At 53.5% G+C, this 15,396-nt stretch carries 10 protein-coding genes and 2 pseudogenes; 3 read left to right on the forward strand and 9 right to left on the reverse strand.

Annotation, left to right across the window (positions count from 1 at the left end; all coding sequences use genetic code 11):
• Positions 1-6: 6 nt before the first annotated feature.
• From traD to MME58_RS07335, 7 genes are all read right to left on the reverse strand, one after another.
• Positions 7-2,172, reverse strand: coding sequence for a type IV conjugative transfer system coupling protein TraD (traD, locus tag MME58_RS07305; RefSeq protein WP_055006888.1), 2,166 nt, complete (start codon positions 2,170-2,172; stop codon positions 7-9).
• Positions 2,173-2,183: 11 nt separating this feature from the next.
• Positions 2,184-2,690: an integrating conjugative element protein gene (locus MME58_RS07310; protein WP_055006889.1), complete on the reverse strand. Its 507-nt coding sequence runs from the start codon at positions 2,688-2,690 to the stop codon at positions 2,184-2,186.
• Complete coding sequence (locus tag MME58_RS07315; RefSeq protein ID WP_055006890.1) at positions 2,687-3,244, reverse strand: lysozyme family protein; 558 nt, start codon at positions 3,242-3,244, stop codon at positions 2,687-2,689. Before MME58_RS07315 ends, MME58_RS07310 begins: the two co-directional genes overlap by 4 nt.
• Positions 3,229-3,975: a TIGR03759 family integrating conjugative element protein gene (locus MME58_RS07320; protein ID WP_054986942.1), complete on the reverse strand. Its 747-nt coding sequence runs from the start codon at positions 3,973-3,975 to the stop codon at positions 3,229-3,231. The genes MME58_RS07315 and MME58_RS07320 overlap by 16 nt, the downstream gene beginning before the upstream one ends.
• 8 nt (positions 3,976-3,983) lie before the next feature.
• Positions 3,984-4,694 carry a hypothetical protein gene (locus MME58_RS07325; RefSeq protein WP_055006891.1) on the reverse strand — a complete coding sequence of 237 codons (711 nt, stop codon included), beginning with the start codon at positions 4,692-4,694 and terminating at the stop codon, positions 3,984-3,986.
• Between the two features lie 210 nt (positions 4,695-4,904).
• The gene (locus tag MME58_RS07330) at positions 4,905-6,698 is read right to left on the reverse strand and encodes a hypothetical protein (protein ID WP_055006892.1); all 1,794 of its coding nucleotides are present in this window, start codon (positions 6,696-6,698) and stop codon (positions 4,905-4,907) included.
• Positions 6,699-6,893: 195 nt separating this feature from the next.
• The gene (locus MME58_RS07335; RefSeq protein WP_371913016.1) at positions 6,894-9,191 is read right to left on the reverse strand and encodes a DNA topoisomerase; all 2,298 of its coding nucleotides are present in this window, start codon (positions 9,189-9,191) and stop codon (positions 6,894-6,896) included.
• A 296-nt stretch (positions 9,192-9,487) separates the two neighbouring features.
• On the opposite strand from MME58_RS07335, the gene MME58_RS07340 reads away from it, so the two are divergent.
• Both MME58_RS07340 and MME58_RS07345 read left to right on the forward strand, forming a co-directional pair.
• Positions 9,488-9,748, forward strand: a complete 261-nt coding sequence (locus MME58_RS07340; protein ID WP_233590925.1) for a hypothetical protein — start codon at positions 9,488-9,490, stop codon at positions 9,746-9,748.
• A gap of 544 nt (positions 9,749-10,292) precedes the next feature.
• A complete protein-coding gene (locus MME58_RS07345) occupies positions 10,293-11,273 on the forward strand; it encodes a tyrosine-type recombinase/integrase (RefSeq protein ID WP_054986938.1) in 981 nt (326 codons plus the stop codon).
• A gap of 134 nt (positions 11,274-11,407) precedes the next feature.
• Here MME58_RS07345 and MME58_RS07350 read toward each other — a convergent pair whose 3' ends face one another.
• Positions 11,408-12,250, reverse strand: coding sequence for a DUF1460 domain-containing protein (locus MME58_RS07350; protein ID WP_054986946.1), 843 nt, complete (start codon positions 12,248-12,250; stop codon positions 11,408-11,410).
• A 337-nt stretch (positions 12,251-12,587) separates the two neighbouring features.
• A pseudogene (locus MME58_RS07355) lies at positions 12,588-13,087 on the reverse strand (IS5 family transposase); the annotation flags it as partial.
• A gap of 412 nt (positions 13,088-13,499) precedes the next feature.
• Here MME58_RS07355 and MME58_RS07360 point away from each other — a divergent pair.
• A pseudogene (locus MME58_RS07360) lies at positions 13,500-14,831 on the forward strand (IS4 family transposase).
• Positions 14,832-15,396: the final 565 nt, after the last annotated feature.

Here is a 15,396-nt window from a genome sequence, read left to right on the forward strand (position 1 = left end):
CGACAGTCATGCCGCATCCTCAGGTGCAACAGCGATTTTTTTGAAGTCGTCGAGCAGATCTGCAGGTAGGGACTCGTTGAGCGTCTGATAACCAGGCGCTGACCACCAACCGGTGTCGTCGACCTTGCCCACCTGATAGGTCTGACGCATGCTTTCCGCCAAAGCCTGCAGATCTGCCGGCATCACCTCATCAGGATCATGCCCAGGCAAAGGCATTCTGATTTTCCACAGATTGCCGCCCTCCATGAGCGCAAAGCATTGGCCCTTGGGTAGGCCGACGACATGCGCTGGCTCAATCATCGGCACGCTGACCTGCTGTACCAGGTCATGACTGGAGGACGTGAACGCGGTATTGCCCGTTGCACTGTCATTCGCCGAGCTGGCCGGGGTCGACGTGAAAACCTGAACCTTGGGCAACTGATTTGTGAGCAGCTCGGCGGTGGACGTTTCGCGGACTCGCAGCATGAACACGTTGTTGAAGTTGCCGATCACCTGGCCGGCCTTGGCTTTGTTGCCGATCTTTGCTTCGATATCGCTCATGGTCTGGGTGTACGCAGTCACCTGCATGCCGGCACCGCCGCCCTTGTTGATCATCGGAATGAACTCCTCACCCATCAGCTCGTTGAACTCATCGGCGTGGAGATTAATAGGCACTTTGGTGCCAGGGACGCCGCCCGGTAGTCCGTCGTCGACGCCGAACTTGTAGATATGGCCAGCGACTGAGACCAGGTCGGAGAACATCGAGTTGCCGACGGCAGCGGCGACCTCTGTGTCCGACAAGGCGTCTAGGCCGATATAGACCACGGCCTTTTTGCGGACCACCTGCATCCAGTCGAAGATCGGTCGAGGATCGTTCACGTCCTGATAGTCAGGCGAGATCAGTTCCGCCATGCGACCTGTTGTCAGCTTCTCAAGCAGCGGCAGCAGCGAAGCGACGATCTTGTCGAAATAGGTCTTGTCGTAGCGGACCGCACTGCGCAGTCCATCCATCACTGGATCTGCCACGCGCGTCTGAGACAGGTATTGATCGATGGCCACCACACGGAACGGCCGGCCCTTCATGTTGAACGGTACGTTTTTTTCGTTGAGCTTGCCCTCAATGGCGACGATCGCCTCCCAAGCCTTTGGATCAGATTCATCAAAGTATTTAGAGGCATACTCTTGGAAGATCCCTTCGATGTTGATCACGTGCTGCTGGATCTGCAGGTAGTCTGGTCGGCGGCCCAGTGCGACAAGGGCGCGTGCGATGATGTTCACGAAACGCCAGGCGAATTCACGGAATGCAGCCGAGTTTCCTTCGCCGGAGAGCTGGCCAGCGATCCGGGTGGCCACCTCCGAAATCCGGCCAAAACGCCCAACGGCGTTGTAGCGTGCCGAGTGATCCGGCCAGCCCAGGTGGAACACATAAAATTCATTCAGGCGTCCGGCGCGTTTGGCCTCGAGATACATGCGCTTGAGCAGATCGGCGTCGCCCTTCGGGTCGAAGACGATAACGACCTCATGCTGGCCGTGTTTTTTACGCCTAATGTCCTGAGTGATGAACAACTCAAACTCAGCCAGTCTCGTTTTTCCGACACGGGTAGTGCCCAGGACAATTGAATGGCCTACTCGCTCACCCAAAGGGAGAGAGACATTCTCCTCGTATGGCTCGATGCCGTGCAGCCTTGGCAAGCCGCCGACGGGTGGCAGAGGTCGCACAGGATTGATGGGTACATCCCATGATGTGGCTTTGGCCAGAAGCCGGACCGGGTATGGAGCGAACTCAGCTCTTTCCTCAAAACGACGCGCGGCGCGGAATAGTGGGGTGGCTTCAACGTAGCTGGCGTACTTCGGCAGGTAAGTGTCCATCAGCCGCTGGGTGTGGCGCTGCTGCCAGCGAAAGCCAAGACCGATGAAGAGACGTTGATTGCTGACCGGCACTTCTTTACTGGTCATCGTGTAATGAGGCAGTCGACGGATGTTTCGGCGATAGCGCAGCACCTGCCATGCTTGTTTCAGACGCACTAAACCTAAAGCGAGAAAGCCTGCGGAGGTCACGAGGCCGAATAGCGGAGTAAGCGCAAACGCCCAAGGAGCGAACACGCATAGGAATGCACCTGCAGCGCACACGTACACGGTGTACAGTTCTACGGCAGGTCTGAGCAGTGATTCAATGGCGTAATCGTGAGCCATAACCCGACCTCCTATTGCTCGATGGCGGTTGGGGTGATCAACACCGGATAGTGATTCAGGCCGAGTCGTTGAGAAAGCTCGTCACCTGATGCGGGGGACACGAGCGCGTCGGGCAACCAACTCCTGACTACGGCAAGTCGTTCTTGTGTGGCCACGTTGACCACCAGTCCTACGGCCTGCATCTGCTTCAGCACCGCACCGCGATCTTGTAGCCATCGGCGTGAAGTTTCATCGTCCCCGATCAGGAACAAAGGCTGCAGGCCTGGCGCGTTGATGATCCGGCCCTGAACTGTCCCCGGAGTCATTCGAGTGGTGCGTACCGGCAATCCCTGTGCTGCTACAGGATCCAGTTGCGAGGTCAGGTCATTTGAGACAGAAGAGGAAGGCTCGGGATTGAGAGATCGATAGTAAGGCAGCGCTGAGTCGCCACCTTTGTCTTCAACCACGGTGAGCTCTGCAGCTTGGCAGATCATAAATGGCAGGCAGAGCGCTGCGCCGAGGATCACTGATCGGGTCATGGATTGGTCACCAGCATTTGGATGCCGGTTACCCGGCTGAGATGTTTGGCAAAGGCCTTGCGGTAATTGGCGGCTGGAGCGCCGCCGGCAGGCCGGTGATAGCGTCCGGCTACGGTGATCCAGTCACCGCCAAGCGCGCGCAGTTCGGCGAGCATTTGTGCAGCTACATCGAGGTTCTTGTAGGGATTGAGCGCGTCGCACGGATTGCTTGATTTAAATCTCTGGCCGTTCCAGCCCATGTTGACCTGACCTAATCCGACGTCGACCCGCTTGGGACCCGTCTGCGCGAGTGCGATGATAAGTGCGGTGCAGGCATCGGCACGGGTTGCAAAACGATAACCAGCGCCGGCAACGTTCAGCGTCCAAGGCCACGGGACCAGTTGGCCCCGCAGTGGCGTCCCGCTTTCCTGCAGTGCCACCGAGTAGAGCACTTCCGACGGAATGTTCGCGGCGTGAGCAGCCAGTTGATAAGCCGGCGGCGGAAGCTCGGCTGCATGGCTTGTCAACGCGAAGCACAGCAGGGCAAGGCCTGCCCACGTCACTGACGCAGCCATTGCCCATTCACCTCTCGCACAACGGCCGGTAACTCGCCACCCAAGCTCAGGCCAAGCCAACGCCCACCGTCATGGTTGAGGGTGATTTGTCGGGTTCTGACATTCGCAGGGTCGATCCCCGAGACAATCGCCCAGTTGCGAATTCGTTCATCGTCGTTCTGGCTACCCACCATGTACACGTCAAACGGCTGCTTTTGAGCTTGAAGGGCCTTCACCCGAATTGAGCATTCCGGGCAGTCGTCCTTAACGAATACTGCCAATCGACCGTTGCCTTGGTTGGCTGGGCTCGCGGCCGCCCCTTGTGGCGCGGAACTGGCGATGGGCATCAGATTGGGATAGAGGCGTTTGAAGGCATCGTCATATGCGCGTTGATACGCTAATTCTTTTGCAGTGCGCTGCGCCTCGGCTTTGACCTGGAGTTCTGCATACCTCCGGCGCTCTTCATCATTGCGGGCTTCGATACCCAACGCAGTCAGCGGATCCAGCCCGGGGGAATACACACCTCGTGAACTCTGCATCAGCGTTTGATAGCGCTGCCATTCCTGAGTGCTGAGGTTCCAGTCTCGTGCCCGCATCTCGTCGCTCGATTGCGACTGGCTGTCCAGTAAGGCGCTCTGTTGCTCTCTACTGGTGGACTGTGCAGAGCTGTTGGTTGCGGCGTTGGCCATGCCAGTTGCTATGAGCAGGATGACTCCCGTCAGTGTGAACATTCGCAAGGTGTAAATGGACATGTGAACCTCTAAGAGCGCAGGGGCAGAATGCGGGTTGAGCCGTTGATGCTGAAAAGGGCGCGCGAGTCATCCAGGCTGTTGAGCTGCCAGTTGCTCCCCGCGACCATGTCGCCCGGGCGCACCAGGTTCAGTTGACTCAGCTGAGTGCTGCCAGGCGGGGCAACTGACAAGAAACGTTCGCCTCCCCGGTACTCCACACCCACGACCGAAAACGGTGGTGGAGCCTCCGGAACTTTGGTTTTTGCTGTTGATTTGCGGGAGGGGGGTAGAGTCTTTGGCTTGGCTGCCGTGATTTGCACAGATGCTGGTTTAGCCGCACGCAGGTCTTGGAGTTTCACCTGCAGCTCCTCGATCCGAGCGCCCATGACCACAACTTCTTCCATTGTGGCACCCTGCTGGGCAGCGTCCTTCGCCGCCTCCTGCACCTGCTTCAGGAGGGCTTGAACGGCATCGATGCGGTTTGACAGCGCCTGCTGGGCGGCCCTGAAATCATCGATGGTTACGGGCTTCAGCTGGCTGGCGGCATCGAGCCGGTCATCCACGCCGTTGATGCGTTGGGTGATGGCGTTGACGGTTTCCAGGTTTGCAGCTGATTCAAAACCTGTTTTCAATTGGAAAATCTGCCACTGCTGGTAGACCAGAATGCCGATCAGGACGATCACGGCCAGGATTTGCAGTACGGTGGCGCTGGAAAGAGAAGGGCGCAATGGCAGCTTCATGGAGGACCTCACTCAAGATGTGAGGCACGTTCGCAAAAACGAAGACCTGAAGCAGCAGGAAACCCTTTCCCGGTCTGAATGGGTTTAAAATTTTGAGGGTTGCGCATGAGCCTTCTGATTTCCTGCGCGGCAACCGGATGGATTTGACCGACCCCAAGTATTCTGATTGCGCTCGAAAGGAAGGTAGTTCCGGACCTACTGTACGGGTAGTTAATCCTCGGAGAGAGCATCAGATGAGCTTTCTCGCTCAGCAGCTCGCTTCTGATATTGATCCTCCAGACTCCGATAGAGCTTTTCAAAACTTTGATACTTACTCACTCTTGATTTGTTGAGCTGTGAGCGTGAAGCCAGTTCTAACAAACTTCGATATGTTTTGATGAAGACTCGCTCGTACATTTCCTGTGTGATTTCATTCGATGTGGTTACTTGTCCGCACTTTAACAGCATGCGGACGATTTTGGTGAGGTTCGAGTTGTCAAGTGACTCGAAGTACGAAATGTATTCCTCTTCATTTGCTTGATAAATACCCTCCAGTATGCCCCTGGTCTGCATGCCATTTTTCGCATGCATGGCTAGCTCAATTAACTCCTCGAAAGTGACTTTGTTCTGACGATTCACTCCGCTAAAGTGCTCTTTTAGCTTTCGGGCGAAGTGAGGGTTTGTCGGCCAGTTAAATATATCATTCTCATCTTCAAGGTCGGATTTAGGAATGATCTCCAGGACATATTGATCTATTGTTGTGTTAATCTCATCTGCACGGTTAAGCTCATAGTAAAGATCTGCAACAGAGTTAAGCTCGTCTATGGTCAGGAAGTTTAAGCCCGAGCGGATCGCTTCTGAGAATGCCTCTATAATTGTTGGCTCATTGTTTAGGAAAGACTTGTGGTACTGATCCCATGCATCGCGGAGTTTATAAACATGTTTTTCGTGCTCGATTTTTTGTTTAAACCGTTCGATCAATTTTTCAAGTTTGGTTGGCTCCAGGTAGCCATTTCGAACAAGATCTATTATGGATAAGTCAAAATCGTCAATTGTTGTAAGGCCGTAATCTGTTAAAAGTTGAGCCTTTGCTTGACCCTCAGCCCGCTTCAGTTGTGCTACTGGGTCAGGATCTCCTGGGTCGGGGAGAGGCTTAGATCGTCCATACAGAACGAAATCCAAATCGATTTTTGCAGTGCTGCCACCATAGATCGCCAGGATCGCCAATGGCAATACCAAAAAAGCCCGTTCTAGGATCTTAGCTTCGCCCCGTTTAAGAGATGACAAAATTATATCCGCGAAACGTTTGATTTTCTTTAATAAGCGGAGGTTGTTGATTTCCAGCGCTATGCAGTTAGTTTTTAGTACTTCATATTCATGTACATGTTCTTCGAATGCTATCGATACTGCGTCCTCAGGTGCAGGTTTAAAGTTGATCTCATAGTCAAATACCTTCTCGTGATAGGTAATGTACTCATCACTCAGGTTTTGGTCGTTTAGTAGCATGAGTACTCGGCAGTTCTTGCTTTCGCAGAGTAGCGATATCAATCCAAGAACTTCTTTGTCGTAGAGTGTTGAACTTTTTCGTTCAAAGTCATCTAGGACAATTAGTGTATCTGTTACTCTAAAGAACTGCAAGGCTTCAATCGCTGGTCCTACTCCGCGAAATCCAAATGCGGTGAAATCGCTCAGTAGGGACGATCCTTTTCGTATCCAGCCTGGGGAGTCGTCTTTAAGATCTTTTAAGCTTTCCCGAAAGCTATGTGCGCTAGGCTTGGAAATGGCGCTTTCCCGAAAGACTTTATTCTCAAATAACGCACGCTTTAAATCTTTAAGTGTGCTGATTCCAAATAGTGAGACATAGCTATAGTTGCGATTTTTAAAATACTTGCTATTGGTCTTAACAATTTCTTCCCATAAAAAAGTTTTACCTGTTCCCCATGCCCCTTTCAATACTATCGAATTGTTAACTTCTTCAGTGGCGAATGTTCTGAGGGTATCTTTGACTCTTTCCACGTAATTCAAAACTCGCTCCTTGATCAGCGTTGGCGCTGAATAATCCATTGCGTGACATAAAAAACGTTCAATATTCCTACAAGTGACTCATGTAGGCTCTGAGGTGTATCAATAGCTTTGCTCAGGTATCATCGTCAAGTTTTTTGTTTGAAGATGCTTTCTAGCATATCAAGAGCTGAAAAGACCACCCGAAGGTGGCCATGGTCAAGCGTTGATGAGTTGTCTGGCGAGTGCCATCTCTACGGAATCACCATCCTGATTCAGCGAATCCAGCCCGGATTCTGGAACATCCCCTGAGGTACTCTGCGACACGGCGATCTTCTTGGCCATCAGCTGCAGGCAGGTGATCTGAGAGCTGCCGATGTAGCCGAAAAAGATCACTCTCACGTCCTGCTTCTGTCCGATCCTCCATGACCGCCTCGCCGCTTGTTGCACCGTGTAGACGTTGTAACCCGTCTGCATGAACGCAATGGTCGGAAAGTCCAGCAGGTCCAGACCTGTTTTTACGAGCTCCGGGTTGGTGATCAGTACGTCGACGCCTCGATCAACCTGGTCAAGGATCCAGTCCTCGCGCCTGGCGGTGTCCACTGATGCACGTAGTACTGCCACCTTAAGTCCCGATTGTTCGAGCACCCGCTTCATGCGGCTTGTGGTGTCTCTGGTACCTGTGTAAACCGAGTAGGCCAGAACCTTGCGGTTTCGGGTTTTTTCAGCAAGACATAGGTCCAGAAGGGCCTGTTCCTTCGGCATGAGCTCATCCTCTTCGAAGATCGATTGCACGAAAGCCAACGTGTCTCTGGATCGAGGATGTTTCACCACCTCAGGTTGAAAGCAGCAGTCCGGCCATGCCAACAGCACGTTTAACACCACCCCTAACAGCGTCGTATCTCTACGGGCCAGCGCCTGCCGAAGCTCGACGGTCAATGTCTGGGCAAGCTTACAGTGAGCCGCCTCCTGGTCTGGAGACATCGGTACATCAATGAACTCCTCCCGGTAACCAGGTAGCACGTTGCCGCCGATATCCTTGAGTTTCAGAAACACAGTGAAGGGTAGAACGAAGCGGTGAATGCCTTTCGGGCCGAAGCCCGGTGCTTTGACCGTCCGCACGGAGAGTTTCTTGCCTTTGGCCGTCTTGTGAGTGCTGCCATCACGCTCGGTGTAGATATCCTTCAATACCCCGTGATCCCGCATAAAGGACATCGCCGCCGGTGCCATGCTTCCTCGCGCGTTGGGCTGATAGCCGTCCTCGATCATACGTCTGGTGAGGATCCGGAACAGGAGGTAGAACAGATCGTCTGCATAGCCGCCCATCAGAGTCCCGGCCAGCAGCACAGTCTTTCGTGCTTTGGCTGCAAGTACACCCATAGCCTGGCCTTGAGCAGATCCACTGTTCTTGTACTCGTGCCCCTCGTCCACGACCAGTAGGTCGAAGCATCCATCAGGTAGGTAGCGTTTGATGAACTCGGTGGGTTGGTAACCTCCCTCGCCGAACCCGAACTCGATGTTGGCCATCGCACGCTCCATGCGCTTGGCCTGGCGGTCGCTGAAGATGAAATTGCCTTTGGCGTCCATCAGGTTGATGAACTCAGAGACATTGTCCAGAAGCATCGAGGCTAGAAAGTCTTCGCCGAAGTCAGATAAAAGCCGTTCTGCACGAACAGGTCCGATTGTAGGGATGCGACACATCGACTTTAGGATCGTGTTACGGCGGCTGCCGCCATCCGATTTGCCCGGACGCATCAGCGTCCATAAAGCGGCATCACAATGATCGCAGCGTCGACGTCGCTCTTCTCGCTGAAATTCCTCAGCGGTGATCAGATTGCCTTCCTGGTCCTGGAGCAGGCGTCCACAATCTGGACACGCTGCCAGGCTCCTTCCACCGGAGGCGCGTCGTTGCCAAAAGGCCAGACGCCAGTGGAATCCCATGCGCATCCCAAACTTTGCAGAGCACACCTCCTGCAGGGTGCTCAGATCGAACGGGAGCGGAGCTGGATCCTTGCCACGCTTTGTATCAACAGAAACAGTTGAGGCAGCCTGGCTACTTCTCAGCGCGGCCAGTGCGGCAGCTGCAGCAGCTTGATCAAGGCAACGGCCTTCCTCATCTACCACGTACTCATCGGCGACCCATTTCGCCAAGAACGATTGTCCTGCAGTCCAGAGCAGAACCTCGACACTCCAGAACGGTTTGGGAATGAAATTCGAGATCTCCCGATCGCGGTCGACCACCAGGCGAAGGGGCGGTGTTTGAACCCGGCCCACCGAGAGCACACCGGTGTACCCGGCCTGTCGGCCGAGCAGGGTGAACAGGCGTGAAAAGTTCATGCCGATCAACCAGTCTGCTCTGGAGCGGGCGAGCGCGGAGAGGTACAACGGGTAGGTTTCAGACCCTTGTTTGACGCTGTTAAGTGCCTGGCGGATAGATGCTTCGCTGAGGGCTGATAGCCAAAGCCGTTGAATCGGTCCCCGGTAGCCACAATACTCGATCAGCTCGCGCGCGATCATTTCCCCCTCACGGTCAGCATCTGTCGCAATGACGAGCTCGGTGGCCTGCTTGAGTATGTACAGAAGATAGTTGTGTTAGATAAAAGAAATCAGGGTATTTAAAGCTATGGATATTTATAGGGTCCAACCATATTTGGACCGTGCCAAGGAACTATTGAAGGCCTCTGACGAGCACACAAAAAGATATGCTGCTCTTGAGTTGCGTTTTGCGTTGGAAAATGTCGTGTACAGACAGATGCGTCAGTACGGGGGATATCTTGCCTGGCAATGTGCTCAGTATGTGGAAGCCTGATCAGATGCTGAAAGCGCTGATATCATTTGATCCTATGAATGAAAACGGTGGCGAGCTGGCATTTGCCCTAAAAAACGGGGATGAGCGGCCTGCTGACTCAGATTTTAAAGCCATTGGTTCTACCAAGGCAATTCCGTGGAGAGACTTTCGGGAAGTATTACAACAAGCTCGGATCCTATCTCCACACCCCCGTAAATCAAGAGACTGTGCAGAAGGTCAAAAAGATTGTAGAGGAAGACTTTGCGAAAATAATAAATTGCCTTGAGGAAGTTGCCAAGGCAACAGCCGTATTTGCGTTTAAAGCTGTGGTGTTCGGTACGTGTCAGTGTGGAAATGTTCTTTATGTTGGTCAACGTGAATTCGATAACGAGGATTTGGTTCTATGCAGTAACAGAAGATGCAATCTGCTTTGGAGCAAATGGACGGAGAGCGATGGGACCCAGCTGCTTGTCAAAGTAGAGACGATCATCTTTGAATGCGCTGATTGTCAGGCAGTGATTCCAGTCCCGCCGGCCCAAATTTGGCAACCCATCCGGTGCAGCGACTGTTCCAGTCTCTTCGGGGTTGAAGTCAGGCTTTCTAGGCTCGATGGGGGAGACTGAAGGCCTTAGGCCATACGAGGGTAGACGAAGCTCGAATTTTTTGAATCGTTCCCATACTCCGGAAGCAGCCACTCAATGGTAAAAAAGCTTACGGGGCGATTTCGAGAAAAGTGGTGATAAAATAGGTTATCACCACTTTTACGCCATTCATCGATTTTAGCCACAACCCTGCATTCCACGTTGCTTTCGTGACTGGAGAGGCAGCTTATGAACGCGATCCGGCCAGCCAGGAGAGAGAAGACGAAAGGCGCACCACTCGATCACCGCAGGCTTACTGCGGTCGAATTTCAGACGCTGGCTCGCGTTCCGGCGGCAGTCGAGTGGTTTGCCAACCTGGATAACCCTCGGACACGTCGTGCCTACCAAAATGACCTGGAAGATTTTTGCGAGTTTGTCGGATTGGCGTCGGTCGATGAGTTTCGTGTGGTGACCCGCTCGCACGTCTTGGCCTGGCGCGCCAACCTGGAACAACGCTGCCTGGCCGGGGCCACGATCCGGCGCAAACTGGCCGCGCTGGCCAGCCTCTTCGATCACCTCCTGGAAAACAATGCAGTCGCCGGCGGCAACCCAGTGCACGGCGTCAAACGGCCTCGGATTGAGACCAACGAAGGCAAGACCCCGGCCCTCGGCGATCACCAGGCCAAGCAACTGCTCGATGCTCCGGACACCGAAACGCTCAAGGGCCTGCGCGATCGGGCGATTCTGGCCGTGCTGCTCTACCACGGCCTGCGCCGCGAAGAAGCGGCGCAGTTGCACACCCACGACCTGCAGGAGCGACGCGGCATCAAGCACCTGCGGGTCCACGGCAAAGGCAGCAAGATCCGCTTTTTGCCCCTGCATCCCGTCGCCGCCGAGCGCATTTACACGTATCTGGAGCAGGACAGTGAGCGCGCAACGACGCCCGGTCTGCTGTTTCGCTCGCTGCGCGGCACTACCACCGGTGCCGGCATTACGGCCAACGGCATCTACACCGTGGTCGAGGCCTATGCCAAGAAGGCCGGCATCGTCGTCGAGCACCTGGGCGTGCATGGCCTGCGCGCAACTGCGGCAACCAACGCCCTGGAGCACGACGCCGATATCGCCAAGGTGCAGATATGGCTGGGGCACGCGAACATCAGCACCACCCGCCTTTACGACCGGCGCGGTCAGCGGCCGGAGGATTCGCCGACGTTTAAAGTGAAGTACTGACTTACACCACATGCCATAGACTGCTATTTGGTGAAAGACTAACGCTACCGACGCCTATGAGTAATGACAGGACCAGGCGTGCGATCGATCACTTCACTATCAACACCTCAGCACTGGGACAGTACATTGGCGCGTTAATTTTTTGCCCTGAAAACAACTATCCCCGGCGTTCTCGCAACATACTCAAAGAACGGTGAGTCCACAACTTTTTCATTTTCTTTTCGCGAGGATGCGTTTCGTAGAACAGGGCCTTTGTCCGTCATTATAAAGATGCCGACGTGAGTTACGTCCAGCCCCGGAAGCTTGGTGTAAACACCAATATAATCCCCCGTTCGCAAGTGACTCACAACCTTGTCATCGACAAGATCGCTTGGGATATAGGTGATACTACGCTCGACTACTGGCAAACCAGGCAGATAGGTTTGGCCGTCGGACTTTTCGTTAAGCCTTTTTTCAACACTCACTGTATTTGAACTAATCCGCGCAGTGATGTCATCCGCTAAAGCGTGTGTTTTACTGTGAGCCCAGTCGGTGAAAAAATGCTTGCGTTTCAAAAAGTCGACATCGCCATCATGATAGCGCGTCTGAATCAAGTTTCTCACAAACGCCTGCTGCGATGTTGATTTTCGTAACGCTTCTACGTAGTCCAGATACGTAAAACAGTCCAGGCCTCTAAAGTCGATGACTAACTGCTCAGTTATATTTTCTGAGCCTTGCAACATATTGGCGCGGTACGGTGTTCCTAAAAATTTCGCTGAGATCAAGTCAATCATCTGACCTTTATCAAAAAAAAGGCTCTTGGCCTTGGCCTCCAAAATAGAGTTCAGCTTTTCTGACGTGTAAGCGTCCAAGTTTATTGAAATCGGCTCTTCTGTCTCTATCCGGGTGTCAGAAATAACATTTTTTATCTCCGCTTCTGAAACTCCGCAGCCTGTTAATAGGGAAAAAATCAAAACTAATCCAGATATTTTTTGCAATTGATTCCCCATCATTCAAATGAATGCTTACTGCACCATGCCCAAAAAGGATCCAACGCCTAAGCTTATGTTTAAGTCAAACGCCTTACGCGCGCAATCTTAAATCTTAAGAAATAATGTACCTGAATGCAACTAAAAAATATTTAACTTTTGCTTTTATAAGATAAATACATCATATAACTGGCATTCTAGGGATGGTCTAAAGTAGGCCGCTATTTTTAGGCTGCTGAGCCATAGCCGCTTTCAAAAAACGGTAGTCGTTCACAATCGATCAAGTCTGCCGCCTATTTCATCCATTTTTACCGCTGCACGTGCCCCGCAGGAGCTATTTCCCTCATTACGGACGCACGTCTCCTGCGCTGGAGAGCAAATATCGACGCGCCATCCAAAGGTTCGACAGGGCGAATAGCGTCACCATCTGAGCAGTGTTTTTCACCAAGCCTCGGAAGCGCACTTTCGTATAACCAAACTGACGCTTGATCACCCAAAATGGATGCTCAACCTTGGCGCGAACCTGGGCCTTGGCTTTCTCGATCTGCGCATCGCTTTGTACAGCGCGCTGCGTTTACCGTGTTTTTTCTAGGTACTGCGCCGGGCTGCAACCTGCCAGATGACTTGGCGTCCTGCATGCTCTTCACGCGTCTCGACACCGGTATAGCCTGCATCGGCGCAGACCACGTTCTCAGCACCGTGTAGCAGTTTGTCGACTTGGGTTATGTCCGCGACATTGGCCGCAGTGACCACCACGCTGTGCACCAGCCCCGATTCATCGTCGACCCCAATGTGCGCTTTGGCACCAAAGTAATACTGGTTGCCCTTCTTTGTCTGGTGCATTTCCGAGGACGATGCTCTTTTGAAGGTAATCCAGAACGCTGACGAACAGTGGCTGGGACTCCAGTTATCTGTGGTCCGCGCCAAGCCTTGATGGACGTAGGAAAATCCCGTAGCGCGACAGCCCGCCGAGTCGCGGGCTTTGGCAGTACCGGGGAGCGCGTTTCGCGTTCACCAATAAGGGACGAACGTAAAACCATGAAGCGCCTAGGTGACTTGGCCGGACGGTTACAAGGCTCCTGTCTCCTGATCTATTTTTCAACCGGAAACGCCATTTACATAGTCATGGCTCTGCATATACTGCTCCAGAAATGGAAAAGGCCCGCCGATGTGGCTTAATGCTGTTCACTTAAGCATTTGAGTCCAAGCCGGGCTTTATAGAGAATCCGATGTCGGCCCCCTGGCATCGGATTTTTTTATGCCCATTCAGCAGCAGTTGCTCGACCTCGGCGATCTCTTCAATTTTTCTGACCTGAGCACCTTCACTCAGAACATCCCAATCGAGTGGGTAGCGAGTGCGCTGAACCTCTCGGCGCAAGCCACCATACGGCGGCGCCGCTTGCCGAGAGATCAAGTTCTTTGGCTCGTTTTGGGCATGGCTTTGTTTCGTGATGAGCCCGTCCACGAAGTCGCCAGGCGTTTGAATATCTGCGCGCAAGGCTTGGCTTCTGATCAGTTGCTGGCTCGAAGTGGGGTAACTGAAGCTCGCAAACGGCTAGGCGCTGACCCCGTTGAATCGCTTTTCCGTCAGACCGGTAAGCATTGGGGCAACGAGCGCTACGAGGCAGATAACTGGAACGGTCTACAAGTCTTCGCGGTGGACGGTGCATTGCTGCGCACCCCTGATTCACCCGAGCTCAGAGAGCATTTTGGCTCCGGCAATACCGGCACCAACCGTCAGACCCCGTTCCCGATGCTGCGGCTCGTTGCGCTGATGAATGTCCGCTCGCATGTCATCCTCGATGCGCAGCTCAGCCCTTTTCGGGGCAGTGAAATGCGGTTGGCCGAAACGTATCTGGGACAAATTCCAGACAATTCGATCACCTTGTTCGACAAAGGCTTCTGGGGCGCGGATCTACTGCTGAGCGTGGTTGGCGGCGGCGCGAACCGACACTGGCTGACACCCGCTCGCAAGAATCTGGTCATGGAGGAAGTTGAGCGCTACGGCGAGCATGATCGTCTTGTCCGGATGAAGGTTTCTCCTCAGGCTCGCAAACGAAATCCCGAGATGCCCTTGAGTTGGGAGGTGCGTGAAGTTAGCTATGAAAGCCATGGAAAAGTCAGGTCGCTTCTTACCTCTCTGTCTGTCGAGAGCTATGACACAGCAGCTGTAACCAAGCTGTACCTGGAACGGTGGGAAATTGAGCTGGGCTTCAGGGATATCAAAAGCTCGATGCAACAGAACGCGGTAACGCTGCGCAGCAAGAAAGTCGAGCTGATTTATCAGGAGGTCTGGGGGCTTTTGCTGGCTTATAATATTATTCGTCGGGAGGCCAGCCAAGCAGCCGTAGCATTCGGCCGCGCACCTTCGGACATACGGTTCAAGCCTGCCTGCCAGTACATAGCGGTGCAGTTGATAGTGATGGCAGCAGCTAATCCAGTATCGGCAACAGGAAGGAGGCTAAGCGAGCTGAGGGGAGGAGTAGGATGAATGTTTCTGGATCACCGCCCAAGGCCGGGAAGGCCAAGGACGGTGAAGATTTCCAAAACCCGGTACCCAGTGGAACGTAAGGCTGCTCCGCTTAAGTGAACAGCATTACGCCGATGTGGCGGGCCTTTGGATAGGAGCAGATGGTGGTTCCCGGCCGACTTAGAATTCTGCGCTACGAACCCGCCAAGCGAGTTAATTGCAGACCAGACCTCGTCCAACGATGAAGGTACATGGCGGATTATTAGCGGCAGCAGCGGCCGCTTCGGCGGCGGCACGCTGGTCAGCCGAACTCTGTGCACCGCTAGGCGCCGAGCCCGTTACTGAGTCTGCAAAAGCATTGCCTGCCAATGCCGCAAACGAAAAAAAAGCAATATAGAGTGCGCAATTGAGGGGTTTTCCTTCTGTTGTAGCGGTCTAATGATTCCGGACACTCATTTAGGCGAGAATATCGCCAGATAGAGGTGTCTGATGATAACGCCGTACTTGTCCACTGAATTCAAACGTGAGGCCATCAGTTTGTCTTCGCTCATGTGGAATTGACCTACGTGCCGGCGAATCGCTGCTGCACGTCATCCGACCAAAAAGCCGGCGCCATTAACGGTTTACGTAGCCACAACCTGGGTCAGTGAAACCTCAGCAGTAGGGGCATTCCTCCATCAGAGGC

This window comes from Pseudomonas syringae pv. tagetis (assembly GCF_022557255.1).
In the GTDB taxonomy this organism is placed as follows: Bacteria; Pseudomonadota; Gammaproteobacteria; order Pseudomonadales; family Pseudomonadaceae; genus Aquipseudomonas; species Aquipseudomonas caricapapayae.